General features: G+C 42.8%; 26 protein-coding genes. 23 read left to right on the plus strand and 3 right to left on the minus strand.

Features of this window, described 5'->3' with window-relative positions:
• Positions 1–199: 199 nt before the first annotated feature.
• From ACFQV5_RS21680 to thiI, 6 genes are all read left to right on the plus strand, one after another.
• A complete protein-coding gene (locus ACFQV5_RS21680) occupies positions 200–706 on the plus strand; it encodes a YpuI family protein (protein WP_379249902.1) in 507 nt (168 codons plus the stop codon).
• A gap of 151 nt (positions 707–857) precedes the next feature.
• Positions 858–1,082: a DUF1540 domain-containing protein gene (locus ACFQV5_RS21685; RefSeq protein WP_379249905.1), complete on the plus strand. Its 225-nt coding sequence runs from the start codon at positions 858–860 to the stop codon at positions 1,080–1,082.
• Positions 1,083–1,125: 43 nt separating this feature from the next.
• Positions 1,126–1,503 (plus strand): hypothetical protein, encoded by a 378-nt coding sequence (locus ACFQV5_RS21690; protein ID WP_379249907.1) that lies wholly within the window; start codon positions 1,126–1,128, stop codon positions 1,501–1,503.
• A 138-nt stretch (positions 1,504–1,641) separates the two neighbouring features.
• Positions 1,642–2,373, plus strand: a complete 732-nt coding sequence (locus ACFQV5_RS21695) for a lytic transglycosylase domain-containing protein (protein WP_379251120.1) — start codon at positions 1,642–1,644, stop codon at positions 2,371–2,373.
• Between the two features lie 119 nt (positions 2,374–2,492).
• Positions 2,493–3,644, plus strand: a complete 1,152-nt coding sequence (locus tag ACFQV5_RS21700; RefSeq protein WP_379249909.1) for a cysteine desulfurase family protein — start codon at positions 2,493–2,495, stop codon at positions 3,642–3,644.
• Between the two features lie 13 nt (positions 3,645–3,657).
• Positions 3,658–4,896: a tRNA uracil 4-sulfurtransferase ThiI gene (gene thiI / locus ACFQV5_RS21705; RefSeq protein WP_379251122.1), complete on the plus strand. Its 1,239-nt coding sequence runs from the start codon at positions 3,658–3,660 to the stop codon at positions 4,894–4,896.
• A 75-nt stretch (positions 4,897–4,971) separates the two neighbouring features.
• Here thiI and ACFQV5_RS21710 read toward each other — a convergent pair whose 3' ends face one another.
• On the minus strand, positions 4,972–5,658 hold the full coding sequence (locus tag ACFQV5_RS21710; RefSeq protein WP_379249910.1) for a TerC family protein: 687 nt from the start codon (positions 5,656–5,658) through the stop codon (positions 4,972–4,974).
• Between the two features lie 132 nt (positions 5,659–5,790).
• On the opposite strand from ACFQV5_RS21710, the gene ACFQV5_RS21715 reads away from it, so the two are divergent.
• The 8 genes from ACFQV5_RS21715 to ACFQV5_RS21750 all read left to right on the plus strand — a co-directional run bounded on the left by ACFQV5_RS21715 (position 5,791) and on the right by ACFQV5_RS21750 (position 14,284).
• Positions 5,791–6,453, plus strand: a complete 663-nt coding sequence (locus ACFQV5_RS21715) for a TerC family protein (RefSeq protein WP_379249912.1) — start codon at positions 5,791–5,793, stop codon at positions 6,451–6,453.
• Between the two features lie 217 nt (positions 6,454–6,670).
• Entirely contained in the window at positions 6,671–7,180 is a 510-nt protein-coding gene (locus tag ACFQV5_RS21720; protein WP_379249914.1) for a hypothetical protein, read from the plus strand.
• A gap of 144 nt (positions 7,181–7,324) precedes the next feature.
• Positions 7,325–9,166 carry a translational GTPase TypA gene (gene typA / locus ACFQV5_RS21725; RefSeq protein ID WP_379249916.1) on the plus strand — a complete coding sequence of 614 codons (1,842 nt, stop codon included), beginning with the start codon at positions 7,325–7,327 and terminating at the stop codon, positions 9,164–9,166.
• A gap of 71 nt (positions 9,167–9,237) precedes the next feature.
• Positions 9,238–9,534 carry a YlaH-like family protein gene (locus ACFQV5_RS21730; RefSeq protein WP_379249918.1) on the plus strand — a complete coding sequence of 99 codons (297 nt, stop codon included), beginning with the start codon at positions 9,238–9,240 and terminating at the stop codon, positions 9,532–9,534.
• A gap of 145 nt (positions 9,535–9,679) precedes the next feature.
• Complete coding sequence (locus ACFQV5_RS21735; RefSeq protein WP_379249920.1) at positions 9,680–10,762, plus strand: LCP family protein; 1,083 nt, start codon at positions 9,680–9,682, stop codon at positions 10,760–10,762.
• Between the two features lie 73 nt (positions 10,763–10,835).
• Positions 10,836–11,291 carry a pyridoxamine 5'-phosphate oxidase family protein gene (locus ACFQV5_RS21740; RefSeq protein ID WP_379249922.1) on the plus strand — a complete coding sequence of 152 codons (456 nt, stop codon included), beginning with the start codon at positions 10,836–10,838 and terminating at the stop codon, positions 11,289–11,291.
• Between the two features lie 220 nt (positions 11,292–11,511).
• Positions 11,512–12,843, plus strand: a complete 1,332-nt coding sequence (locus tag ACFQV5_RS21745) for a PhoH family protein (protein WP_379249924.1) — start codon at positions 11,512–11,514, stop codon at positions 12,841–12,843.
• 202 nt (positions 12,844–13,045) lie between these two features.
• The gene (locus tag ACFQV5_RS21750; protein WP_379249926.1) at positions 13,046–14,284 is read left to right on the plus strand and encodes an ABC transporter substrate-binding protein; all 1,239 of its coding nucleotides are present in this window, start codon (positions 13,046–13,048) and stop codon (positions 14,282–14,284) included.
• A gap of 117 nt (positions 14,285–14,401) precedes the next feature.
• On the opposite strand, the gene ACFQV5_RS21755 is transcribed toward ACFQV5_RS21750, so the two are convergent.
• Both ACFQV5_RS21755 and ACFQV5_RS21760 read right to left on the minus strand, forming a co-directional pair.
• Positions 14,402–15,508: a hypothetical protein gene (locus ACFQV5_RS21755; protein WP_379249928.1), complete on the minus strand. Its 1,107-nt coding sequence runs from the start codon at positions 15,506–15,508 to the stop codon at positions 14,402–14,404.
• 176 nt (positions 15,509–15,684) lie between these two features.
• On the minus strand, positions 15,685–15,921 hold the full coding sequence (locus ACFQV5_RS21760; RefSeq protein ID WP_379249930.1) for a DUF2626 domain-containing protein: 237 nt from the start codon (positions 15,919–15,921) through the stop codon (positions 15,685–15,687).
• 344 nt (positions 15,922–16,265) lie between these two features.
• On the opposite strand from ACFQV5_RS21760, the gene ACFQV5_RS21765 reads away from it, so the two are divergent.
• The 9 genes from ACFQV5_RS21765 (at position 16,266) to bshC (ending at position 26,018) form a co-directional block, all read left to right on the plus strand.
• A complete protein-coding gene (locus tag ACFQV5_RS21765; protein WP_379249932.1) occupies positions 16,266–16,913 on the plus strand; it encodes an RsfA family transcriptional regulator in 648 nt (215 codons plus the stop codon).
• A gap of 132 nt (positions 16,914–17,045) precedes the next feature.
• Positions 17,046–18,008 carry a ketopantoate reductase family protein gene (locus tag ACFQV5_RS21770; protein WP_379249934.1) on the plus strand — a complete coding sequence of 321 codons (963 nt, stop codon included), beginning with the start codon at positions 17,046–17,048 and terminating at the stop codon, positions 18,006–18,008.
• An 11-nt stretch (positions 18,009–18,019) separates the two neighbouring features.
• The gene (locus ACFQV5_RS21775; RefSeq protein ID WP_379249936.1) at positions 18,020–18,394 is read left to right on the plus strand and encodes a DUF3397 domain-containing protein; all 375 of its coding nucleotides are present in this window, start codon (positions 18,020–18,022) and stop codon (positions 18,392–18,394) included.
• 149 nt (positions 18,395–18,543) lie between these two features.
• Complete coding sequence (locus ACFQV5_RS21780; RefSeq protein ID WP_379249938.1) at positions 18,544–20,205, plus strand: peptide ABC transporter substrate-binding protein; 1,662 nt, start codon at positions 18,544–18,546, stop codon at positions 20,203–20,205.
• A gap of 196 nt (positions 20,206–20,401) precedes the next feature.
• On the plus strand, positions 20,402–21,334 hold the full coding sequence (locus ACFQV5_RS21785) for an ABC transporter permease (RefSeq protein ID WP_379249940.1): 933 nt from the start codon (positions 20,402–20,404) through the stop codon (positions 21,332–21,334).
• A 4-nt stretch (positions 21,335–21,338) separates the two neighbouring features.
• Positions 21,339–22,289 carry an ABC transporter permease gene (locus ACFQV5_RS21790; RefSeq protein ID WP_379249942.1) on the plus strand — a complete coding sequence of 317 codons (951 nt, stop codon included), beginning with the start codon at positions 21,339–21,341 and terminating at the stop codon, positions 22,287–22,289.
• A 13-nt stretch (positions 22,290–22,302) separates the two neighbouring features.
• A complete protein-coding gene (locus tag ACFQV5_RS21795; RefSeq protein ID WP_379249944.1) occupies positions 22,303–23,298 on the plus strand; it encodes an ABC transporter ATP-binding protein in 996 nt (331 codons plus the stop codon).
• Complete coding sequence (locus ACFQV5_RS21800; RefSeq protein ID WP_379249946.1) at positions 23,295–24,233, plus strand: ABC transporter ATP-binding protein; 939 nt, start codon at positions 23,295–23,297, stop codon at positions 24,231–24,233. The genes ACFQV5_RS21795 and ACFQV5_RS21800 overlap by 4 nt, the downstream gene beginning before the upstream one ends.
• 153 nt (positions 24,234–24,386) lie before the next feature.
• Entirely contained in the window at positions 24,387–26,018 is a 1,632-nt protein-coding gene (gene bshC / locus ACFQV5_RS21805) for a bacillithiol biosynthesis cysteine-adding enzyme BshC (protein ID WP_379249948.1), read from the plus strand.
• The last annotated feature ends 61 nt before the right edge of the window (positions 26,019–26,079 follow it).

Below are 26,079 nucleotides of genomic sequence, written 5' to 3' on the forward strand. Positions count from 1 at the left end.
TTAAGAGCGGATTTTATGCGTGTTCGTTGCGTGTGAGCGGAGAATTGTTTTCAATAGCACAAATTAATCTTCGAAATTCCTTGAAAGTGTATTCATTTTAGATTTCGGAAAGCCATATTTTATGATAGGATAGTACATAATCTTTGATCGCAGGCATGAGTTGAAGCGGTCACTAATCGTTTAAGGGGGAGCAACCGTAATGCCAGCAGATAATCTTCAGCAACTGTGTGCGGAGACAAGGGAAAAGCTCAAATCCGCAGTAAGCACCATGGAATTGTTTTTGAATGAACATACCTTGCCTCAATTAGCTGCAGAACAGGATGAAGAGACCATTCATTTTTACAAAGGATTTCTTTCTGACCTTCGTCATTTGTTAACTTTTTCGGAGGTGTCTTTCGAGAAACTAGGTATTGTCGAGCGACGTCCTAACTTTGATACGGAATTTGCTGAAAAAGAGTTGTATCGCGTTTATCATAGCTGTGTGAACAGTTTCTTTTACCCTAAAAATGAAAGTTATTCTGAGGATGGTCGTTATGCTTACACGGGTCAGGATGCAATTAGGTTCCGTAAGAAACCTATCCGCTCTGCGAGAGATGTGATCATGGATATTACGAAAATTTACGAAGAACTTCGTGATGATCTGAATTATTATGAAAGTGATTATTTGACGGCACGTCGTATGCAGGCTGAAAGAAAGCACGCTTAATTTTGTGCATAGATATTTTTTATATTGTGAGTATGAACAGATGAAGAGATGCCAACTGAGCATCTCTTTTTTGCGTCCTAACACGAACTGACAGTGCCTAAAGTGAATATACCTTACGCGATGCGGAGAAAATGTAGATGAGGTGATACTAATGGCCAACGAAGCCAAACCATATGTTAAATGCAGTGTTAGCAACTGCAGTTATTGGGGCGAACAGAATGTATGCCGCGCTGAAATGATCATGATTGAGATTGACCGACATGCCAATGTCCATTTAAATGCTGAAATTGCCAATGAGGACTTTGTTAACAATCACCAAGATCAAGCGGGGACATCCTCGGCAACATGCTGCTTAACGTTTAAACCGAAAGCGTAAGCGAAGTCCTTTTCTGGTCTTATAACCACATGGAGGTGACAGCATGGGCAAGAAGAAACATAAGAAAAATAAACTAAAGGTGGTTGACACCAACCGTAGCCGGGTGGATTATCCCCGTAAGGCTCATCATGAGGAGTATGCCGCTGAGGTTGCTCCGCCTGTGGGCAGAGAAGTTCGCAAAAGCAATCATGCAGATCATGAAATAATTAGCGAAGAATCGACTGGTAGTATTTCTGGTTTTATTGGTTTGGTGATTGCTATTGCAGCATTGTTTATGTGGTCCGTAATTCTTGGACCTGTTGCAGCAGTCATTGGTTATTATGCGTATAGCCAAGGCAGTAAGACGCTCGGATCTTGGGCGATGGGGTTAGGTATCTTAGCTACAATAAGTTATTTTTTCCTTAGTTTATTTGTTCGCTAAATAATGAATGAGCTATAGCAGACGATTTCTCTATGCAAGATAAGGGAAATCGTCTTTTTTTGTAGAAGAGTGTAGCAGATTGTCCTGAAAGGATGTAAAATGGAAAATGAAACCTTACAGGAAGATGTGATGAATGACATGCAGATTGATCTGGCATCAGCGAGAAGTATGGTAGAATTACAGCGTTCCATGACCAGCGGTACTTTGAGCGCGGCGCAGAATCTCGGAACAGTAGAGAGCAGCGGGGATTTTGCATCTGTACTAACGAGCATGATGAACAGTGGTACATCAATTCCTTCGGGCACAACGGTAAAATTAGCTCCGGGTGTTACTTGGGAGGACGGTTTGTTGTGGCAACAGCTTGGCGTTGCGGACAATGAAGAACAGACGACGGAACAAGTGACAGCTTCCTCATCGGTGCCTGTTGCAGATCATTCCGAGGTAGCTTCAGTTAGATCGACATATGAAGAATTAATTGCAGCTGCAGGGGAAAAATACGGAGTGCCTACATCCCTTATCAAGGCAGTCATTGATACAGAATCATCATTTAATCCGAGTGCAGTATCTTCAGCTGGAGCTAAAGGCTTAATGCAACTGATGGACGGTACAGCTCGTGGACTTGGTGTCAGCAATTCTTTCGATCCTGCGCAGAACATCGAAGGCGGCACTAAATATTTGTCTTATCAACTGCAAAAGTTTGGCGGAGAGATCGCTATGGCTTTGGCTGCTTATAACGCAGGCCCATCTCGTGTGACGCGATTAGGTGTAACGAATGATGAAGAGCTCTTGGCCCAGTCGCACCAACTTCCAGCTGAGACTCAAGCTTACATTCATAAAGTGATGAATGCACGTACGAAATACGAGGCGTAGCCTCTAAAGATACATGTGTGTAAAGGATCAAACGGGGGAATGCGGCGAGCTAAGTGCTCGATCCAGCTGTACCGTTTGATCCTTTTGTTGCTGAAAAAAAAGAAAGGGGATTACAAGCAATGTTATATTGGGATCACGCTGCTACTACTCCACCATATAAAGAAGTTGTGGAGACGATGGCTGAAATTATGAAACAGCATTATGGCAACCCATCAGCCCTACACCAAGCAGGGGAAGATGCTGCGAAATTACTGAAGCGGGCTAGGGAAGTATGTGCTGCAACATTAGAAGTTCAGCCTTCAGAAATTGTGTTCACTTCTGGAGCAACAGAGGGGAATAATATAGCGATTAAGGGTGCTGCGATTCAGTATCGTTCACGAGGACAGCATTTAATTACAACGAAAACAGAACATCCATCGGTATATGAATGTTTTAAGCAGCTTGAAGGATTAGGATGGGAAGTTACATACCTGCCTGTAGATGAAAATGGTGTGGTTGACTTACAACAGATTTCGGAAGCAGTAAGAAAAGATACGGTATTGGTAAGTATAATGCATGTGAACAATGAAACGGGCACGATCCAGCCTTTAGCCGAGATCGGTAACTTAATTAAAGCAAAGAATAGTCGCACATTATTTCATGTGGACGGCGTTCAAGGTTTTGGAAAGCTTCCAGTATCACTAAAAGATTGGAAGGCCGATCTATACACGCTCTCTGCACACAAATTTAAGGGGCCCAAAGGTGCAGGAATATTATACGTTAGGCAAGGTGTGACGTTGTTTCCGTTGTTAGCTGGTGGCTCTCAGGAAAATGGACAGAGACCGGGAACCGAAAATGTTGCGGCTGCGGTAGCTGTAGCGAAAGCAATGAGACTTGCACAGGAGCGTCAGGAACAATTTTGTGATAAAATAGGCAAGTTGCGTAATTTGCTCTTGGAGGAAATTCGCAATATACCAGAATTTGTACTGAACAGTAGCAGGCAGGGGGCGCCTCACATTGTTCATTTCTCATATCCTGGCCTGAAGCCTGAAGTATTGGTTCATACCCTTGAGGAGTTAGGCATGCTCGTTTCAACTAAATCGGCCTGCTCTTCCAAGAATAGTGAACCAAGTCGGGTCTTAACAGCCATGGGCAAGGACAAGGAACTGGCTGCAAGTGGGATTCGTATCAGCCTGGGCTGGGAGCATACTGAGGACGATGCCAATCGCTTGGTTCATGCACTTCACCAGTCTGTCGAAAAGCTTCGTCCCTTAACTGTAAAGAGGGGGTAACATCATTTTGAATATCACTTATGACATGCTACTTCTCCGGTTTGGAGAATTTACCTTAAAAGGGAGAAACCGTAACCGATTCGAGAAGTCTATGTTCAATCATGTAAGGTCTGTAATAAGACCATTTCCTAAAGCTAAGATTTTGAAGGAATATGGAAGAATGTATGTAGAGCTGAACGGGGAATCTCCAGATGCGTTAATTAATGTACTACGGAAAGTGTTTGGACTTGTATCTATCAGCCCTGTAAGAGTCAGTCCTACCGAGCTCGATGCCATTATCGAAACGGCAGTGGACTTTATAGGTAAATCTGAACTTTCGGATGGCACGACATTTAAGGTGAATGCTAGACGTGTGTGGAAGAAGTTTCCTCATTCATCTCACGAGATGAATCATCTAATCGGCTCTCCATTGCTTAAGACCTATCCACAGCTAAAAGTACAGGTTAAGCAACCTCAAATTGAGCTCAAGGTTGAAATTCGGGAAGATCAAACATATCTTTTTTACGAGGCCATACCCGCCGTCGGGGGATATCCGCTTGGTACGAACGGTAAGGCGATGCTGCTTCTTTCCGGGGGGATCGACAGTCCAGTTGCTGCCTGGTCCGCGATGCGGAGAGGACTTGAGATTGAATGCGTGCATTTTTATAGCTATCCGTACACAAGTCAGCTTGCCAAAGACAAAGTTATTGAGCTGACTAGAATATTGTCCAGTTACGCTGGAAGAATTAAGCTCCATCTGGTTCCGTTTACCGATGTGCAAACATCTTTTACAGGCCTAGGTCAGGACAAGTTAATGATTACTCTTATGCGCCGTGCAATGCTTCGCATTACGACCATGATCGCTGAACGTGAAGGTGCGCTTGCCATTGTCACCGGTGACAGTCTAGGCCAAGTGGCTAGTCAGACACTATCTAGTATGAATGTAATAGGTAAAGCTACCGACTTACCTATATTACGTCCACTTGTTACGACGGATAAGAATGATATCGTAAACTTGGCGAAGGAAATTGGGACATATGAGACATCTATTCTCCCCTATGAGGATTGCTGCACATTATTCGTTCCTAAATCGCCAACGACTAATCCAAATCTCCGGATTGTGGAGAGTATCGAAAGCTCATTGACCGACTTACCAGAAAAGATTAATATCGCGGTTGAGAAGACAGAGACAATCATTTTAAAGAATGGAATGAAGATGACCAAGAACGATAATGAGATTCAGGATGAAGTTGTAAAAGAGGAATGGTTCTAAGAGTATCTTCCATAGACAAAAAAGGACTTCACTGCTTAAAGGCAGAGAAGTCCTTTTTTTGGTTGTTTAAAAAGTTTAAGATGTTTGCTCGCGCTGAAGCTTTGATGCTCTCTTCTTGAAATGACCTGCAGCCAAAACCCCAACGATAACCGCAGCAATAAAGAGATATCGGATCATTACATGGGTATCGAAAAACACCTTGAAATGTATTTCGTCAGTGATCATGGAGGAAGCTGTAAAGCCTAGCACAGCTGCTCCTAAGTAGATGATCCAAGGGAAGCGATTGATGAGTTTTATGAATAGTGTACTGCCCCATACGACAATAGGCACGCTGATGAGGAGGCCGATGGTAACGAGCAGCATGTTATGTTTAGCCGCACCTGCTACAGCAAGTACATTATCTAAGCCCATGGCAGCATCAGCAATAATGATCGTTCGAATGGCAGCGCCGAGACTCTTGCCAGCCTTGATATCCGAGTGATCATTTTCATCGGTAAGAAGCTTGTACGCTATGCCGATGAGCAGAATTCCCCCGATAAGCATTAGCCATGGTACCTTAAGCAGCGAAACCATGAGAATGGTTGCTATGATTCTCAGAACGACTGCACCAGCTGTCCCGTAAATAATCGCTTTTTTCTGAGTTGCCGGTTGAAGATTTCGGGCTGCTAATCCGATGACTATAGCATTGTCTCCAGCTAACACGAGGTCCAAAAACACGATGTTAATTAAAGCTAAGAAAAAATCCGCTCCTGTGGTTTCCATGTGATGTCACTCCTCTATCGTTACGGTTCCACCTTTAGAACAAAGTGGATTTATTATAGGCTTATTTTTTCGTTCATGCAAGCATAGATTGACCATTAGAAACATATGTGTAGAGGGGGAGGGGGTTGTCTAGTGGAGACGATATGGCTTTTAGTGCAAATATTAATCATTAACCTGGTGCTAAGCGGTGACAACGCCTTGGTAATTGCTATGGCAAGCAAAGATCTTCCTGAGAAAAATAAGAAAAGAGCGGTGTGGATTGGTACCTTTGGTGCAGTTATACTTCGCTGTGTTCTCACATTTGGTGCCGTATTGCTTCTAAAGATTCCTTACATACAAGCAGGTGGGGCTCTGCTGTTGTTGTGGATTTCATTTAAGCTCTTGGCTGATCAACATGGAGAAAACATCCGTGTTTCAGAATCTTCATCCATGTGGAGAGCGATCATTACAATACTTATTGCTGACTTAGTCATGAGTCTGGATAATGTACTAGCTATAGCCGGGCTTGCCAACGGTGACTTGGCTATCATTATGATTGGTATCGTGTTAAGCATCCCTATTGTCGTATGGGGAAGTGGACTTATCTCTTTATTACTCCAAAAATTCCCAGTTCTTCTCTACATTGGCGCCGGTATTTTAGCTTATACCGCAGGAGAAATGATCCTACAAGACGCTAAGACGGGAGTTATACTTACCTATTGGTTACCCCATTCTCACGTGATATTACCCGCTGCATTGGCGTTATTAGTTATAAGTGTTAGTGGATTCAAGACATTGAATTTTAGAAGAACATAACTGAATCACAATAAAAAATTGCCCAGTAGGTTATCATAATTGAACCGTCCCTTATTAGATGGTGGCTGTGTCAGCTGGTATCTAACCATGGGGGCGTTTTTTTATAAGGTACAAGCTCGGTATATGGTTTTTTTTGTCGGTTTCGGATAAAATTAAGGTAACTACTTTATCTTTATTGAACCAGTGAACATACATATTAAATAAAGAGGGTGATGAGATGTCCTCCAAAAAAGATTTAATGCTCGGCGTGTTTATTGTTGCGGCAGGTGTTGTGATTTTGCTCGGTAAGTTAGGGGTGTTCGGATTTTTAGGGCGCACTTTTTGGCCGCTAGTCCTTCTCGTTCCAGGGCTACTTCTTCATGTATTGTATTTTGGTCGTCGCGTCTCGGCTGCAATTTTAATTCCTGCGGGGATCTTAACAGTCTATGGACTGCTGTTCCTCATTTGCAGCATTTGGGGATGGAGCTTGATGGGCTCTCTGTGGCCACTTCTGATTTTTGGTGTCGCTGTCGGGCTATATGAATACTATGTATGCGAAACACCGCGTCCAGCGGCAGCTCTACCCATCTCACTTGGACTTACGTTACTAACCGCTTTGATCTTTATTTTTACATGGTTATATACTGGAGCTATGTACATCATTGCTTTTGTATTAATCGCAGCTGGGATCTGGCTAATCTACAGACGTAAACGTACGAAGGGCGGCAAATGGAGTAGAGGGTGGTAATATTACTGGAAATTTTCTGAAAAGACTTGATTTCTATATCCGTTTACCTATAAAATAATGGTTATGTTGAAGCGTCGGTTGGCATTAACGCCCTGGCGCTTATTTTGATGGCTTATTCGAAAAGAAGGGATTTGAGATATATTTATGCAATCGAGAGATCAGATTCGCAACATCGCAATTATTGCCCACGTTGACCATGGTAAAACGACACTAGTCGACCAGCTACTGCAACAATCCGGAATTTTCCGGGAACACGAGACCGTGCAGGAGCGGGCGATGGACTCCAATGACATTGAGCGTGAACGTGGAATTACCATTTTGGCTAAAAACACAGCCATTACCTATAAAGATTTCCTGATTAATATCGTGGATACACCAGGACACGCTGACTTTGGCGGTGAAGTGGAACGTATCATGAAGATGGTTGACGGTGTGCTTCTTGTCGTTGACGCTTATGAAGGTTGCATGCCTCAGACGAAGTTCGTACTGGGCAAGGCGCTTGCGCATAACCTGACACCTATTGTTGTTGTTAATAAAATCGACCGTCCGGCAGCTCGCCCGTCGGAAGTTATAGATGAGGTTCTTGACCTGTTTATCGAGCTTGGCGCAAATGACGATCAACTGGAATTCCCTGTTGTGTATGCATCGGCTCTTAATGGTACATCGAGTATGGATCCAGAGAAACAAGATGATAACATGCTTGCTCTGTATGAAACGATTATCGATCACATTCCTTCTCCTACAGAGAAAGTGGATGAGCCTTTACAATTCCTTGTGACATTGATGGATTATAACGAGTACCTGGGACGTATTGCGGTTGGCCGTGTTAACCGTGGTGTTATCAAACAAGGTCAATCCGTTGCTGTTATGATGCGTGATGGTTCGAGCAAGACAGCTCGTATTGAGAAGTTATTCGGCTTCCAAGGACTTAAGCGTGTTGAGATCGCCGAAGCTGGTGCGGGTGACATCGTTGCCATCGCTGGTATTAAAGACATTAATATCGGTGAAACAATTGCTGATCCGCAGCATCCGGAAGCTCTTCCAGTCCTTAAGATTGATGAGCCTACACTGCAAATGACGTTCCTTGTTAACAACAGTCCGTTTGCAGGTCGCGAAGGTAAATGGGTTACTTCTCGTAAACTTCGTGAACGTCTCTTCAAAGAGCTGGAGACAGATGTCAGCCTTCGTGTAGATGAGACTGAAAGCCCTGACGCTTTCATTGTATCGGGTCGTGGTGAACTTCACCTTACTATTCTTATTGAGAACATGCGTCGTGAAGGTTATGAGCTACAGGTTTCCAAGCCTGAAGTTATCGTAAAAGAAATCGATGGTGTTAAAATGGAGCCGATTGAACGTCTGATGATCGACGTACCAGAAGACAGCATGGGTGCGATTATGGAAAGTCTAGGTTCTCGTAAAGCTGAGATGGTTAACATGATTAATAACGGTGGCGGCCAAGTTCGTCTTGAATTCTTGGTTCCGGCTCGTGGATTGATTGGTTACCGCACACACTTCCTAACATTGACACGTGGTTATGGTGTAATGAACCATGCGTTCGACAGCTACGGACCACTTCATGGTGGACAAGTTGGCGGACGTCACCAAGGTGTTCTCGTATCCACTGAGAATGGAACGACTACATTCTATGGTATGATGTCTGTAGAAGACCGCGGTACATTATTCTTGGAGCCAGGTACTGAGATCTACGAAGGTATGATCGTTGGTGAGCATACGCGTGATAACGATATTGTGGTAAACATCTGTAAAGAGAAGCAGCTTACTAACGTGCGTTCTGCTACGAAAGATGATACGGTTAAGATGAAGACTCCTCGTGTGTTCTCTCTGGAACAAGCGCTGGAATACTTGAACGATGATGAATATTGTGAGATTACACCGAAATCTGTTCGTCTTCGTAAGAAGATTTTGAATAAAAGTGAACGTGAACGTGCAGAAAAACATCGTAAAATGGCTGAAGCGAATCTATAATAGAGAGAGCAACCTTCTTTTAAAGATAGAAGTCGCTAAATGTGTTCCTATCGTAAAGGAGTGAACCTATTATGCAAGCCTGGTTTGCCGCGCATCCTATCGTTTCCTATATCATCATTTTTGTGCTGATTACGTATGTGTACAACAAGGTATTCCGGGTAAAGCAGAAACTTCCGATCTTAAAAGAAGTTCTCCTGTATATCTTAATGGCACTGGGCTCCGGCATGCTGCTCATCTTCCAAGTTGATAAGCTGCCAATAATCCAATGTCTACTCGTTGCTGTCGCATTGATGTTGATGGTACGGATTCGCTATTTTGTAGAAGACCGTCAGAAGAAGAAATCTCAGACGGAACCGAAGACACACTAATTTACAACCTGCAAGTTGATAAGGCAACTTTTTGTCAGTCACCTTCGTTAATAAGAGAGAGAAGTGCACATGGTCCGGTAAATGCCTCCAACTGGGGGCGTTTATCGGACATTCATCTAAATTGAATGAAAAAGGTGTTTATGATATGAATTCTGGTCATAGTAGTCTCCCTCCGAGAGCCAAAAACGGGGGAGTAAGCAAAAAGAAGCCGCCTCGCAAGAAAAAAAGCGGTGTGAAATCATTTTTTAAAGCTATTTTAATAATTGTGTTGCTAGCTGTTTTGGGTGTAGTCATTTATGCGGGAAGTTTATATTTCAAGGCAGAGAACGGAGTATTGGATACAGGCAATAATACGCCAGTACCTCCTGAGAAGGCTGCTACCGTAAAACCGATTACGATGCTGATTCTGGGTACAGATTATCGTCCTAAGCATCAAACTTATCTGACGGATGTCATGATGGTTGTATCCATGAATCCTGAGACGAACTCTGCTACGCTAGTTTCATTGCCACGTGATACGAATATACAGTTGGAAGGTTATAATTCCAATCGGAAATTGAATTCATTCTATACTACCTTTAAGTCGCAAGAGAAGGACGGCGGAACTTCGGCTGAGGATGAGATGAAGACAATGCTTGGAAAATACCTCGACGTAGACATTGACTATGTTACCGTACTTGATTTCCAAGCATTCCGTGATGTCGTGGATGCCTTGGGCGGTGTCAATGTGAATGTTCAATACAATATGTGTCATCGTGACTCTGTTGATGGTACCGATATTAATCTTAAAGCCGGCCCACAGAAACTTGATGGGAAAGAGGCGCTGGATTATGTACGTTACCGGAAATCGATGAACTGTAATCCGAAAACGAAGGAGTCCAATGACTTTGACCGAAATGCTCGTCAGAGTGAAGTGCTTCATTCGTTAATAGATCAAATGAAATCGTTCGGCGGAGCAACGAAGGTATTTAAAGTTCTTGATGCCGTAGACGATAACATGAAAACCGACCTTGAAAAAGATCAGTTGAAAAACATGATTAAAGCTTATTACGATATTAATAAAGATAACGTGAAGTTCATGCCGGTTACTGGTGAATGGAGAAGTCCTTTCGTATACATTAATGAAAGTGAGCTTGCGGAAGCCAAGCAGGCGCTCAAGGATGAACTGGCTGGTAAGCATATGAATGAGCCAGAAGAGACAAATACAGATTCTGTATCTAACCCGTGATAATTGAAGGCAAGTTTTACCCTGTGATATAATACAATGTAACAAACAGATGTTCATTGTACAGGAGGCCGGTATGATGTCCCAGCATACTACACAATTAACGGAAACTTTGATACAGAAGATGCAGTCGGAAACATTCGTTTTGTTGAACACGGTGGATGCTGAATCCGGCGGTCCAACTTCAAGTGTTGTTTCATGGGTATATCCTGTGGATGCCCAAACACTCCGGCTGACGATCGACCATCGATCAAGACTCGTAGCAAACATAAAGAATAATCCGCTTGTTACGATAACGGTATTTGGAGACGAGCATGTATTTGCCATAAACGGCCGTGCCGAAGTTCGGCAGGATCCATTAAATGGTGTGCCGTTTGATATGTGTTGTTTCGACATTCATGTTGAATTTGTGCGAAATGCACTCTTTCATGGGATTCAACTGGCGTCTTCACCTGAATATATTAAAATTCATGACGAACAAGCAGCGAAAATGCTCGACGGACAAGTATTTGCTGCCATGCGAAAAGCCTAGTGATGTAATCACTAGGCTTTTTTAGTATATTCATGAAGATCTTTGCTGTATGTAGCCTGGTTCACTGTCGTTAGAAAGAATATAATGTCATAAACCGTAAGCTATCGACCTATAATCTTATGTAATTCCGACAGGGAGGTGATGGACATACAACGTTAATGAACATCGTTTTGTTCTCGCAAAGTGGTGGAGTGTGTAATGAAGCAGTGGAGGGGATACGATGAAGAAAATATTTGTATTGGATACCAACGTTCTGCTGCACGATCCCAATGCAATATTTGCATTTGAGGAGCATGAAGTAGTCATACCTGCGGTTGTGTTAGAAGAAATCGACTCCAAGAAGCGAAATGCTGATGAACTCGGAAGGAATGCTCGCTCCGTGTCGCGTCTGCTGGACAGCCTTCGAGAAAAGGGACAACTGCATGATGGCGTCCCTTTGGAACATGGAGGTAGACTTAAGGTAGAGCTGAACCACCGCAGCTTTGTGAAGGTACAGGAGATGTTTTGCGAGGCCTCGAACGATAATCGAATTCTGGCAGTCGCATTGAATTATAAATTAGAGGAAGATCCTAAGGATCAGCCTCGACCCGTCATATTGGTCAGTAAAGATGTGCTCGTCAGAATCAAGGCGGATGTGCTTGGAGTGACGGCAGAAGACTATTTGTCTGACAGGACAGCTGATCCAAGCGAGTTGTATGCAGGCCACACCACACTAAAAGTACACCCCTCTGTCATAGATGAGTTCTATAGCTACCGATTTTTACCGATTAAACCACTACAACTACCTTATACACTTTACCCAAATGAGTTTGTCATTCTTAAGGATGAGATGGGAACAGGGAAATCAGCATTACTTCGTGTCAGTACGGATGCGACAAGACTTGAACCTCTTTATCTCAGCAATGATCCAGTGTGGGGGATATCTGCACGAAATGCCCAACAGCGAATGGCGCTTGAACTGCTATTAAACGATGATATACCGCTGGTAACTATTACAGGGAAAGCTGGGACTGGTAAAACATTACTCGCTTTAGCTGCAGGTTTGTGTAAAGTGGAAGATGACCATAAGTATAAAAAATTGTTGATAGCCAGGCCAGTCGTGCCTATGGGGAAAGACATAGGATATTTACCTGGTGAAAAAGATGAGAAGCTGCGGCCCTGGATGCAGCCGATCTACGATAACTTGGAATTTCTGTTTGACACCAAAAAATCAGGTGACATTGATAAAATATTAATGGGACTGGGCAGCATTCACGTTGAAGCACTGACATATATTCGCGGGCGCTCTATTCCAGGACAATTTATTATTGTGGATGAGGCACAGAATTTATCAAGACATGAAGTGAAGACGATCGTTTCCCGTGCTGGGGAAGGTAGTAAAGTAATTTTGATGGGAGATCCGGAACAGATCGACCATCCTTATCTAGATGCCGTTAGTAATGGACTGACCTATGTTGTAGAACGTTTTAAACAGGAGGGACTAAGTGGTCATATAACCCTGACAAAAGGCGAACGATCCAAACTGGCACAGCTCGCAGCTGATTTGTTGTAAATACTATTTTCCGGGAAATGATGAATTTGAAAGCGGCTAACTGGAGTTGAAAAACTCTGTTAGCCTTTTTATATGGGAAAATATAGTATCTATCTACTCGAACTGGAAAATAATAGTCTTCTTTATCTATAAAAAAGGTAGGACAGGAGCCCTACTTGTCTGGTAAAATAAGGACATAGCTCAAGGAGGAGTGGAGAAAGGTATGAAACGGAAAAATTATTGGTTCCTATTTGCCATTTTACTTCTGTCTTTAACAAGCCTATCTCCTAGCTTTGAGTTTACAAAAAATGTAGGTAACGAGTCTCCGGGTAATGATCCTATACCACCATCTCAAACGCCTGATATTCCTGAGAGTGATTTGGGGCCAATACAAGTTGCAGTGCAGCTAGAGGGTAAAGAACTCCATAAACTTAAACAGATGAACAAAGAGTTTATGGACCAGACCGGAGCTGTAGTGGAGATATTACCATTGGATTCGATAGGTTCGAATGAGGAACTATTTATTCAAAAAATGAACCTTGGTGAAGGTCCGGATGTTTTGCTAGTTGATAGCCAGTGGATAAAATCACTTGCAATTAAGGGTTATTTGCTTCCTATTGACGCTTCACAGGCTGCACCTGATTCCCAGTTGTTCGGGGGATTGCTGCCTCCCGTTCAGTGGAATGGATATCAATGGGGAATACCTTTTGATATGGATCCATATGTGCTTGCTTTAAGCATGACAGAAGAACAACTTGAATTACCAGCGAACAGAGAGGAATGGGCGGATTACAAGAAAAATCATGGGGATAATCCTGTGTTTGCGCTTGATCCCGAAGATCCATATACTTTTGCGTCTGCTGTATATACGCTAGGGGGAGATCCAGAACAGCCTGATAAAGAGGTTCTTTCCATGTTGGCTCCTCCAATCGGCGATTCCTGGCTTAATCTTACAGATACTGGATCGATGATACTAAAGAGTGAGGATAGTGATGAAAGCGCAGGTGCTTCTATTGCTATTGGAGCGTACTCATCTTTAAGTAAAGACCTTCCTGAAGGATATGAACTTATTCTTGTGGGCAGCCATTCCGATGAACAAAAACCTGTTGTACGCTCACGGAGCTATGCAGTGACAGCACAAAGTGAATCATCATCACTAGCAATGGCCTGGATTTCTGAGATGACTTCAAAAGATGCAGAACGTGAATGGACCGAATTCACGGGGAAACTAACAGTATTATCTAATGTACAGAATTTTTCTGTTAGCGATATCAATTATACGCAAATAAAACCAGATATAGCAGGACGTGTTTCGACATTGTTGGAACGCGGAGAAGCTATAAGGCTGAATTTCGGACGAGATGATGGTTTTATGGATTACTTTGTCTCTGCGGCGGATCTTCTGTACGGGCGTATAACGATCGAGGATTTCAGTGAGCATTATGAAGTTGTATCACAATAATAATAGTTACTTTAAAAAAGCTGTTCCGAGTAGATTTTTCTACAAAGGAACAGCTTTTTTAACTTAGCATTATGCCAATAGATTATTCAATTTGTTCATACATGCAAGAATGCTGCCTTACATGTCAAGCTCTAGCTTCACGAACAAGATGTTATCCATCGTGCTGACCTCAGTTGCTTTTACAAAGGAAACAAGTTGTTTCGGATAGAAGTTCATATCAAACTCATTTTGGAGCGCCTGGCGGGTCGTATCGGGCAGTTCAAGTCTGTTAAACACCAGTTTATCGATCTGAAACATAATAGCGTTCTCCGGATCATTAATGATGGTATATTTTCCTTCAATAAGTAGTGTTAAGTTTCCGCTTTTTCCCTCAGCAGATATAGTTCCATTTTCAAAATGGAATGCAAAAGTGTTGAAAATCTCATTTTGAGATCGTAAGAACGCATTTAAATCATCTTCATGAATACTAATTGAATATTCTTTCCCATTGGTTTTAAGCATATTTTTACTGCTTTGAATAAAGGTAGGAAGGTTGTTCATCGCATCCGCTAGTGCTCGGAAGTGACGTTTAAGCTCATACATACCTACGTTTTCCCAGTAAAGTGTAAATTCTTCGATTAACTTAGTCATGGCCTCCGGATTACTGCTGGTAGCAATCGCTCCATCTACTTGCTTCTCAAGTGCGAGGACTCGTTCTCTTTGCTTGATGAGGCTATCCTTCACAGTTATTAGCTGGGCTGCATTACGTTCAGCTTCTGTTTGAGCCGAGACTAGTTCTTTGTATTGCTGATCGTAAGCCATTAAGATATTCTGATCGTTTTGTATGATCAATTCATAAAAATCCAATATTCTAAAAAATCCGGTTAAGCTCTTGGCAGATAATAAAAGGCTCAGCAAGTTATCACGTTCACCCATGTAATATGCCCTTAGGACGACACCCGCCTGTTCACGGCGATATTCAATATGTTGTTCGATGTCTGTAATTTTTGTTTGAAGGGATCTTTGTGTTTGTTCAAGTTCCTGCTGTTTTTGTCCGATCCGTTCGATTTCATGATCAATTTCGACAATAGAGAGACTGTCCTCCAGCAGTTTTCTCGCTTCTTCAGAGTTGATATCTGTCGGTTCAGAAAGCGCGAAGCCGGATTTGGGGCTGACTACCGATCCTATCATGAGTAGTAAGCAGAGTATAGTTATTATATGTATGCGTGTTTTAGGCAAAAGCAATCGAGTATCCTCCTCGGTAAAAGATCTGTTTACGAAGGAACCATTATCGTTTCATTTTAATCAATATATGACGTGTCCTGCTCAAATATCAACACTTGTCTTGTAAGCGCATTAAAAAAGCGACCGGCAAAGGGTTGCCTGATCGCTTTCTTAACTTGTTTTTCTACTCTGGAATGTTAAACTGGTAAGCCCATTTCAAAGATCGTCCAATAGCTAAAGCCGGTAAAGGTCACGATCATATAAGCCCAGAAGAGAAGAATATAAGTTCTCTCCGTGAAGTTCAAATATCCCAAGATCACGAAAAACGCTGTCTGTAGGAAGAAAAGCAGAGCCATTTCAACCATGTCCCCGGCAAAAGCCATCAAACCGATGGTTAGGGTGAAAAAACCGAGTACTCGAAACATGCGTGCCACGATCGTATCCTCCTTTCGTATGTACGGACAATGCTTATTGCTATGTACATTATACCTTCGTTGTAAAATCGTGTAAACGCCTAACTGACGAATTATGTGGGAAATTTTGAATAAGTGTGATTTATGTTCTTGAGGAATGCGAGAAAACCGTATTTTTATTATTAATCCTGAAAAAACGTATGATCTTTATTTAAATTGGAAATACATTTTAGTATCAAATAGATTCTATGAACTCTATGAGAAGCATAGGAATGAATTAAGCAGCTTTTATACCTTATTCAGCAACCGAGTTAATACGGTATGAAGACGGTTATTTTAGGATGTCGTTAGGAGGGTTTTATGGTATGTCAGCAGTGAGACAGGATGCGTGGAGTGCTGAGGATGATCTGATTTTAGCGGAGGTGACTCTTCGTCACATTCGAGAAGGAAGTACACAGCTAGCAGCTTTTGAAGAAGTTGGTGAACGGATTGGCCGAACGTCGGCTGCATGTGGTTTCAGATGGAATAGTTGTGTGCGCAAGAAGTATGAAGAAGCCATTAGTCTGGCTAAATCCCAGCGTCAAAAACGGAGCTATTACAAAAAACAATCTTCTTCCGTTCCTCAAGTGGCAGGCTTGGCTCCTGTAGAGTTCGAAATTGAGAGCTACAAGAGTGAAGGCGCTAGTGAAGAGACTCTTTCCATCGATGCAGTGATTCGGTTTTTACGTCAATGGAAAGGCGGATTACAGGAGAGCGGACGTCAGTACAAAATCCTTGAGCGAAATTTACGTGAGAAGGATGAAGAGTTGGTTAGACTTCGTTCGGAAAATGCTCGTTTACTAAAGGAAGTTAGTGAAGTGAAGACAGACTATCATGTTGTCAACGATGATTACAAGGCATTGATTCAAATTATGGATCGAGCTAGAAGACTTGCTTTTTTAAATGAAGAGGAAGAAGAACTAAAAACCCGGTTCAAAATGGACGCAAATGGAAACTTGGAACGAATTGAATAGCCTGAATTGAGGCAAAGGCTAATAACCCGCTCTTAGCGCATATGAATGCGCCGGAACGGGTTATTTGTATGGTGTGGTTTATTCTGATATATACTAGAAATTGATGACTTACACGAACGGGGGAGTAGTTAGATGAATATCCATATTGTCGGGGCAGGTTCTTTAGGTCTTCTATACGGAGGAAGACTTGCTGCTAGTGCTTCGAATGTAACATTCTGGTGCCGTAGCGAGGAACAGGCTGAACAGTTGAGATCGAAAGGTATAACGATTAAATATAAAGAGGAAGTAACCCATATCCCACATGATCTATTTCAAGCCGAGCCTATCTCGAGATTTCATGATATGGGCGGTCCGGGAGAAGATGACTATATATTTTTGATGGTTAAACAGACCGGGATTGAACGGGCAGTTGAAGATCTGCTTATACCATACTCGAGCGAACAGCGGAGGCTTATTTGTTTTCAGAACGGTACAGGTCATATGGAACAGATACAAAGTTTGCTTCCGAATTGGTTGTTATACGCTGCTGTGACGACGGAAGGAGCCAAGCGAAGTGGAGCCACAGAGGTCATACATGCTGGAGATGGATCAACCTGGATTGGACAAGTTGGGAAGGTGAGGTTTAAAGCAGCGAAGGACAATTCACAGAGAGAAGATGCTGAAAAAGAGCTGGCTCTCACACTCAAAACAGCAGGATTTGAGGTTTTTTTGTCGAAAGAATTGGATGGCATGATCTACCGAAAATTGCTCATGAATGCCGTAATCAATCCGTTAACTGCTCTCTGGAGGATTCCTAATGGCGAACTTCTGGTGTCCGAAGATCGCGTATCGTTGATGAGGGAACTGTACGAGGAAGGGATTAAGGTGTATACGGCTTGCGATATACCTTGGGAGAAAGATCTCTGGGAGCAAATTGTGCAGGTATGTCGATCTACTTCAGGTAACACGTCTTCTATGTTGAAAGATGTACAAGAAGGAAGAAAAACGGAAGTTTCATCGATTAATGGAAGTATTGTCCGTATGGGTGAGCGTATGGGGGTACCCACCCCTGTTCACCGTTTAATATGGAGACTGATAGAAGGTATTCATGTTTAGGAGGTGTTAGAATGGATCTTCTGATTGTTATGAGTAGTTTGCCCATTATACCTTTTCTACTTATGTACACAATTGTCAGGCTTAGGAAAAAAGACAAAAAGAATGCTTTGCGACTTTCGATGGATGTGACCACACTCTTTTTGGTTATTTCCGTGTCAGCTCTATTTAACATTATGTTCCAAGTTAAATTCGGGTTTTATTTAATTTTCCTCTTGCTTCTAATAACAGCAGGACTGATCGGTGGAGCTCAGAATCGTTGGAAGGGTAAGGTTGATGGGAAAAGATTGTTTCGTGCGGTTTGGCGTTTGGCATTTGTAACAATGAGCATTAGCTACATAATTCTTACATTTTCTGGGTTGGTTCGTTACATATTTAAAATCATGTAAGGGTACTATATTGAGTAAAACATTTACAATCATGTGACATAAACTCCCACAGGGATATATTTCTGTGGGGGTTTTTATGGATTTTTTTGACCACTGGTTGTATAATCGATTAGCATATACCTAAAATCTATGAGGGGGAAAACTGCAAGATGAAGAAACACAAAAGCCTTTTACTACTCTTGACGCTGATTCTTGCCATCGGTACTGTGTTGGCCGGATGCGGATCCGACAAGAACGATGACCAGAGCGCCAATGGGGACAACGGAAAACCAAAAGAACAGATCTTCCGTATGAACCTCGCATCAGAGCCTCCTACATTGGATCCAGGACAGTCTCAAGACAATAACTCGAATACGATCATTAACGCCGTATTTGAGGGTCTGACGCGTAAAGGGACCGATGGGAACCCAGTACCGGGTGTAGCTGAGAAGTGGGATGTCTCAGAAGATGGTCTGAAATACGTATTTACGCTCCGTAAGGACGCAAAATGGAGCAACGGAGATCCAGTTACAGCGAAGGATTTTGAATACGCTTGGAAGCGTGTGTTGGATCCTAACTTTATGCCTGCACCTCCGTATGCATACCAGCTTTACTATATTAAGAATGCGGAAGCATACAACTTGGGTGAAATCAAGGATGCTGATGAAGTAGGCGTGAAAGCGAAAGACGATTACACGCTTGAAGTTACACTTGAGAACCCTACACCTTATTTCCTTAGTCTGACGTCTTTCCAAACTTACTATCCAGTTCACCAATCCGTGAAGGATAACGATAAATGGGCGACAAAAGCAGAAACAATCATCGGAAACGGTGCTTTCAAAATTGCTTCCATGACTAAAGGTCAAAAAATTGAATTGGCTAAAAACGACCAATATTGGGATAACCAATCCATTAAGCTTGAAAAAGTAGTAATGAGTATCGTGAATAGCTCTGCTACTGAACTTTCTAGCTATCGTAACAATGAGCTTGACTATGCTGGACATCCTGTAGGTAACATTCCGACAGACCAACTGCAAGCTATTAAGAAAGATATGGAAGGCGAACTGAACATTAAAGGGATTGCCTCCACTTATTTCTACGTTTTCAATACAACTCAAGAGCCGTTTGACAACGTAAATATCCGTAAAGCGTTTGCTATGGCGATCGATCGTCAAGCAATCGTTGACAAAATTACACAAGGTGGTCAAACACCTGCATTCGGCTTTGTACCTCCAGGTATCAAAGGTGTAAATGACGAATATCGTAATGAAGTTGCAGACTCATACTTCACAGAAGACCTTGCAGAAGCGAAGAGATTGCTTGAACAAGGTATGAAGGAAAAAGGTTATGAGACGTTGCCAGAAGTAACTCTTATTCACAACTCAGATGATAACCACAAGAAGATTGCCTTGGCGATTGCAGATATGTGGAAGAACAATCTTGGCGTTACTGTGAAGGTGCAAAACCAGGAGTGGGGCGTGTTCTTACAGAACCGTACAAACTTGAATTATCAAGTGGCTCGTTCCGGTTGGGGTGCTGACTACAACGATCCGATGACTTATATCGATATGTGGACTTCAGGTAGTGGTAACAATGATACAGGCTTCAAAAACGAAGAGTATGATCAGCTTGTAAAAGAAGCATACGCTACTAGCGATAATGCTAAACGTATAGAACTTATGGCTAAGGCTGAGAAAATCTTGGTTGAAGAAAATCAGATTGTTATGCCAATCTACTACTACTCAAGCGTCTCTTTGGTTAAACCTTGGATGAAGAATATTAATATCGACTTCAAAGGGGATCTTGATTTTACACGCGCATATGTTGAGTAATCTTTAGAATGAGGTTGCGTTTCGGGATATATATGTGGGGACTTCCCTCATGTATATATCCCGATTTTTTATATTAAGTTAAGATTTCCAAATCTTGTTTTAATTGGTGTAACTTATAGAATTGCTTGTTCGTTCTAGTGTTTATTACAATAAAACTAGACTAGGCATAGAACATTAACATCAAGGGGGTTGCGGGATGCTGAGGTATGTAGCGAGTAAGTTTTTTTACATGCTTGTATCGTTGTTCATATTGATCTCAGCCACTTTTTTTCTCATGAAGGCCATACCTGGTGATCCGTTCATGGGAGAAAAGAAGCCGTCGCCTGAAATATTGGCGAGGCTGATGGAGCAATATGATCTGGATAAACCGATTTTTCAGCAGTACACGAAATACTTGGGAAATATATTGCAAGGTGATTTTGGACTGTCCATGAAACAGCAGAATCAAAGTGTAACCGATATTATTACAGATACGTTTGCTCCATCTTTGAAGCTAGGGTTGATAGCAATCGTTGTGTCTGTCATTGTCGGCGTATTACTTGGTATGCTGGCAGCACTTTATCATCGAAAATTGATTGATAATGTTGCTATGATTCTTTCAGTTTTAGGGATAGCCGTTCCGAGCTTTGTCTTTGCTTCGCTGCTTCAGTACGTTCTTGCAGAAAAGGCAGGATTATTTAATGTAATGGGCTTTGATGGTCCGCTTGATTATGTGCTTCCGGTTATGGCGCTTTCTGCTCAGCCTATTGCATTTATCGCGCGTCTGACACGTTCTAGCATGCTTGAAGTATTGCATTCGGATTATATCAAGACCGCTAAGGCTAAGGGGCTGAACTGGTTTGCTATCATGTTCCGCCACGTCATTCGTAATGGTATCTTACCTGTTGTAACCTACGTGGGTCCTATGACGGCAAATATTATTACAGGTTCAGTTGTTATTGAACAAATCTTTGGAATTGGCGGTATTGGTAAACAATTCGTTGAAAGTATAACAAACCGCGATTATACAGTGATCATGGGAATTACTATTTTCTACGGGATATTGTTGATGCTTGCTCGTTTCGTGACAGATATCGTTTATGTATTAGTAGATCCGCGTATTAAACTGAGTGGCGGGAAGGAGGGCTAACACCATGGCGACAGAACAGACTATACCGCATCCCGCGGCACAAGATTTAACACCTGAAGATTTTCAAAAAATAGGTGTGGATGAAAAACAGTCGGAAGTTATTCAACGTGAAAGCTTGTCGGCATGGCGTGATTCCTGGGAAAGATTGCGCAAGAATAAACTTGCCATGTCCGGCCTCGTTATTTTGATATTGATCGTTATTATGGCTATTATCGGCCCGATGATCTCGAAGTATGACTATGAAACGAATGATCTCATGAACACGAACATGCCTCCTTCTGCGGAGCACTGGTTCGGAACCGATGACTTGGGGCGTGACGTTTTCGTCCGTACCTGGATGGGTGCTCGGATTTCCTTGATCGTCGGCCTCGCAGCAGCGGTAATTGACCTTATGATCGGTGTTATTTACGGTGGTATAATGGGTTATTTTGGTGGACGTGTAGATGAGTTCATGAATAAGTTTGCAGAAATTCTGTATTCCATTCCTTATCTGCTCGTTACTATTTTGCTGCTGGTCGTATTTGAGCCAAGTTTAGGTACGATCATACTAGCATTGACGATTACGGGCTGGATCAACATGTCATGGATTGTCCGTGGGGAAATTATGCAGCTCAAGAACCGTGAGTTCGTGCTTGCCTCACGTTCCATGGGAGCAGGCGCTCCAAGGCTGTTATTCCGTCATTTGATTCCTAACGCACTTGGTCCGATCATCGTTACGTTGACTTTGTCCGTACCAAATGCAATCTTTGCTGAATCATTCCTAAGTTTCTTAGGTCTTGGTGTTCAAGCGCCGGTTGCTTCTTGGGGGTCTATGATCAACGATGCTCTATCGGGTTGGATGTATTACCCTTGGCGGATGCTGTTCCCTGCTCTCTTTATCAGTTTGACAATGCTCGCATTTAACATTTTCGGTGATGGACTGCGTGATGCTCTGGATCCGAAATTGAAAAAATAGGAGGTGGGAAGGTATGGAACCGATTTTGCAGGTTAAAGACCTCAATGTTTCGTTCCGCGTGCGCGGCGGAGAAGTTAAAGCTGTTCGTGGCGTGAATTTTGAAGTCGGCAAAGGGGAGACGGTTGCCATCGTCGGTGAATCCGGTAGCGGTAAAAGTGTTACCGCTCAGACGATCATGCGTCTGATTCCGTCCCCGCCGTCAGAGATTAAAAAAGGAGAGGTCATTTTCCAAGGACAAGACCTTCTCAAGAAAACGAATAAGCAAATGGAAGCGATTCGTGGTAAAGACATCGGAATGATCTTCCAAGATCCGATGACCTCCTTGAATCCGACCATTAAAATAGGTAAGCAGATTACTGAAGTGCTCATCAAGCATCAAGGTATGTCTTCTAGTGAAGCGAAGAAACAAGCGATTGAAATGCTCAAACTGGTCGGTATCAAAAATGCTGAAGAACGTTTCAACCAATATCCGCATGAGTTTTCCGGTGGTATGCGCCAGCGTGCGATGATCGCGATTGCGCTAGCTTGTAAACCTGCTTTACTCATTGCAGATGAGCCGACAACCGCACTTGATGTTACGATTCAGGCACAGATTATGGATGTTATGAAAGAGATGCAAGATCGTCTCGGTACTTCCATCATTCTGATTACACACGATCTAGGTGTTGTAGCTGGTATGTGCGATCGCGTTATTGTTATGTATGCCGGTGAAGTTGTAGAAACAGGAACGAAATGGGAAATCTTTAAGAACCCGCAGCACCCTTATACTAAAGGTCTGCTTCGTTCCATGCCGCGACTGGATCAGAAGAAGGATGAGCCACTCATTCCGATTATCGGGACACCTCCTGATTTGATCAAACCACCGGTGGGTTGTCCATTCTGCGCTCGCTGTGATGAGGCCATGAGAATTTGCGAACGAATCGATCCGGGTGCAACGGAGTTCAGTGACACGCATGTGGCTCGTTGCTGGAACCTTCATCCGATGGCACGGGAGGCTGAGACATCATGAAGAGTAACAATCTTATAGAGGTTAACGGCCTAAAGAAGTATTTCGATGTTGGTAAAGGGCAGATATTAAAAGCGGTAGACAATATAAGCTTTAACATTCGTGAAGGTGAAACGCTCGGAATGGTTGGTGAGTCCGGATGTGGTAAATCTACAGCAGGGCGGACCATTCTCCGTCTGTATGAGCCTACAGCTGGCAGTGTAATGTTTAATGGCACAGATATTTACAAACTGTCTCCGAAAAAAATGAAGGCAATGCGCCGTGATATGCAGATGATCTTTCAGGATCCGTATGCATCTCTCAACCCGCGGTTCACTGTTACGGACATTATCGGTGAAGCACTCGATATCCATGGTATGGCAGGCAGCCGTGCTGAGCGGAAGAAACGTGTTGAAGAACTTCTCGATATGGTCGGTTTGAATAGTGACCACGCTACGCGGTATCCGCATGAATTCTCCGGTGGTCAGCGTCAGCGGATCGGTATTGCTCGTGCACTTGCGGTTAATCCGAAATTTATCATTTGTGATGAACCGATTTCGGCACTAGATGTATCGATTCAAGCACAGGTAGTTAATCTACTCAAAGATCTGCAAGATCGTCTTGGATTAACCTATTTATTTATTGCCCATGACTTGTCCATGGTAAAACATATCAGTGATCGTGTTGCGGTTATGTATCTTGGTAAAATGGTAGAGCTTGCGGATAGCGAGGAGCTGTATGCTAATCCGATCCATCCTTATACCAAATCATTGCTGTCCGCAATTCCAATCCCTGATCCAGAGATTGAAGCGAATAAAAAACGACTAATCCTGGAAAATGATATGCAGGGGCCTATTTCTGCAGCTAAAGGTGAAAGTGGTACCGTTGTCCTTGATGAACAAGACACCGAACTGGTGGAAGTATCCAAAGGACATTGGGTCGCTAAAGCTTACGCTTAAGAATACGAATGTTATAAAGTGTCAAACCGTCAGCCTGAGTGCTGACGGTTTTCTTTTTCCTTTGACGAAGAACATCTACATTCGGTACAATCAATAAGTACTTTAAATAAGTAAGTTGAACATCATGATGAAGTAGAATAGGAGGAATACCTCGTGAATATAGTTTCCGAGCCGTTATCTGGAGGTTCGCGTCTTGCCCAGGATTTCATGGACCAATTTGAGCATGTGAGTGGTTTTTATGGTGGCAATCATCGTGATGGACGCAGCTGGGAGCAACGTGCGAAATGGTTGGATCAAACCGAGGAGAAACGCATCCATCGTAAAGCATTGGCTGCTTGCCTCCGGTCTTATAACGAGAAATATAATCCACATGAAGCAGTACATAAATCTCTTGATTTATTAGAGCAGGAAGGAACCTTAGTTATAACGGGTGGGCAGCAAAGTGGTTTGTTTACAGGGCCAATGCTTGTTGTGCATAAAGCGATCACCATTATTCAAGCAGCAAGAGACGCTGAGAAAAAGCTGGGGAGACCTGTTGTTCCTTTATTTTGGATTGCAGGAGAAGATCATGATTGGGATGAGGTGAACCACACTTATGTCCTGAGTGCTGATCTTGAGGTAACCAAGATTAGAATGGATCGTGAAGATAATTCCCGAACTTCAGTTAGCTTCACACCGGTTCAAGAAGAACAATGGAAGCAAGCTTTAGATGAGCTGCAGTATTTACTTCATGATCGTGATTACAAGCCAGAAGTATTAGATTTGCTCCGCAAAAGTGCGGAGGCGTCGACAGGACTCAGTGATGCATTTGCTAAACTGATGGGCGCATTGTTTGGAAAGTACGGGTTGGTTCTACTCGATTCTGCGGATCCAAGCTTAAGAAAGCTGGAAGCTCCTGTATTCGAAAAAATGATTCGTAAGAATGACTCGCTAGGTCGCTCGTATCAATTAGCAGCGCGAGACATGATGGGTCTAGGGTATGAATTACAAGCGGATGTGCCGGAGAATGGCGCCAACCTGTTTTATCTTTATGACAATAAACGTCTTCTATTGTTTAAAGAAAATGGAATGTTTACAGATAAAAAAGGCTTGGTTTCCATGTCTGAAGCAGAACTTCTTGAGGAATTGAAACAGCATCCTGAGTGTTTCAGCAATAATGTACTGACTCGGCCGATTATGCAGGATTGTTTGCTGCCTGTGCTAGGCACGGTATTAGGTCAGGGGGAAATTTCCTACTGGGCTATTACGCGTTATGCTTTTGCGGAAATGGGATTGGAAATGCCATTGATTTTACCGAGAATGTCTTTTACCATTGTGGATGGCACCTCACAAAAATATATGGCGAAATATAATCTGACGTTTCAGGATATACAGGAAAGACTGGATACCAAGCGTGAGAACTGGCTATCAGAGCAAAGTGATCTCGATTTGGATCAACGTTTCAGGGAGACAAAGGAGTCCTTTAACCAGCTTTATGAGCCTCTGCTACAGGAGCTTGCCAGCTTGCAATCCGGTCTAGCTAAACTAGGTGAGAGTAATAAGGCGAAGATTTTGGATCAGATGGATTTTCTTCTGAACAAAACAAAAGCTGCGCTAGAGCAGCAACACAGCGCTTCATTGCGTCAATGGGATTTACTCACTCACTCGATCGTTCCGCTGGGACGCCCTCAGGAGCGAGTATATAACATCTTCTACTATTTGAACCAATACGGAATGTCATTAATCGATGATTTAATGAGTGTTCCATACGATGATTCAGGCATTCACCGGGCCATTTATCTTTGATTTCAATTCCCCGCGCCAAGGCTTATGATTAGAGTCCCGGATATGTTATAGTACTGCATAA

It is taken from the genome of Paenibacillus sp. GCM10028914 (assembly GCF_042666275.1).
GTDB lineage: Bacteria > Bacillota > Bacilli > Paenibacillales > Paenibacillaceae > Paenibacillus_AQ.

Excerpts from the sequence above, each read along its gene's own strand:
- ACFQV5_RS21700 (WP_379249909.1), top strand. The coding sequence starts at position 2,493 with ATGTTATATTGGGATCACGCTGCTACTACTCCACCATATAAAGAAGTT.
- typA (WP_379249916.1), top strand. The coding sequence starts at position 7,325 with ATGCAATCGAGAGATCAGATTCGCAACATCGCAATTATTGCCCACGTT.
- ACFQV5_RS21800 (WP_379249946.1), top strand. The coding sequence starts at position 23,295 with ATGAAGAGTAACAATCTTATAGAGGTTAACGGCCTAAAGAAGTATTTC.
- ACFQV5_RS21795 (WP_379249944.1), top strand. The coding sequence starts at position 22,303 with ATGGAACCGATTTTGCAGGTTAAAGACCTCAATGTTTCGTTCCGCGTG.
- ACFQV5_RS21685 (WP_379249905.1), top strand. The coding sequence starts at position 858 with ATGGCCAACGAAGCCAAACCATATGTTAAATGCAGTGTTAGCAACTGC.
- ACFQV5_RS21680 (WP_379249902.1), top strand. The coding sequence starts at position 200 with ATGCCAGCAGATAATCTTCAGCAACTGTGTGCGGAGACAAGGGAAAAG.
- ACFQV5_RS21740 (WP_379249922.1), top strand. The coding sequence starts at position 10,836 with ATGATGTCCCAGCATACTACACAATTAACGGAAACTTTGATACAGAAG.
- ACFQV5_RS21730 (WP_379249918.1), top strand. The coding sequence starts at position 9,238 with ATGCAAGCCTGGTTTGCCGCGCATCCTATCGTTTCCTATATCATCATT.
- ACFQV5_RS21780 (WP_379249938.1), top strand. The coding sequence starts at position 18,544 with ATGAAGAAACACAAAAGCCTTTTACTACTCTTGACGCTGATTCTTGCC.
- ACFQV5_RS21745 (WP_379249924.1), top strand. The coding sequence starts at position 11,512 with ATGAAGAAAATATTTGTATTGGATACCAACGTTCTGCTGCACGATCCC.
- ACFQV5_RS21785 (WP_379249940.1), top strand. The coding sequence starts at position 20,402 with ATGCTGAGGTATGTAGCGAGTAAGTTTTTTTACATGCTTGTATCGTTG.
- ACFQV5_RS21720 (WP_379249914.1), top strand. The coding sequence starts at position 6,671 with ATGTCCTCCAAAAAAGATTTAATGCTCGGCGTGTTTATTGTTGCGGCA.
- ACFQV5_RS21770 (WP_379249934.1), top strand. The coding sequence starts at position 17,046 with ATGAATATCCATATTGTCGGGGCAGGTTCTTTAGGTCTTCTATACGGA.
- ACFQV5_RS21750 (WP_379249926.1), top strand. The coding sequence starts at position 13,046 with ATGAAACGGAAAAATTATTGGTTCCTATTTGCCATTTTACTTCTGTCT.
- ACFQV5_RS21790 (WP_379249942.1), top strand. The coding sequence starts at position 21,339 with ATGGCGACAGAACAGACTATACCGCATCCCGCGGCACAAGATTTAACA.
- ACFQV5_RS21710 (WP_379249910.1), bottom strand. The coding sequence starts at position 5,658 with ATGGAAACCACAGGAGCGGATTTTTTCTTAGCTTTAATTAACATCGTG.
- ACFQV5_RS21765 (WP_379249932.1), top strand. The coding sequence starts at position 16,266 with ATGTCAGCAGTGAGACAGGATGCGTGGAGTGCTGAGGATGATCTGATT.
- ACFQV5_RS21735 (WP_379249920.1), top strand. The coding sequence starts at position 9,680 with ATGAATTCTGGTCATAGTAGTCTCCCTCCGAGAGCCAAAAACGGGGGA.
- ACFQV5_RS21695 (WP_379251120.1), top strand. The coding sequence starts at position 1,642 with ATGCAGATTGATCTGGCATCAGCGAGAAGTATGGTAGAATTACAGCGT.
- ACFQV5_RS21775 (WP_379249936.1), top strand. The coding sequence starts at position 18,020 with ATGGATCTTCTGATTGTTATGAGTAGTTTGCCCATTATACCTTTTCTA.
- ACFQV5_RS21690 (WP_379249907.1), top strand. The coding sequence starts at position 1,126 with ATGGGCAAGAAGAAACATAAGAAAAATAAACTAAAGGTGGTTGACACC.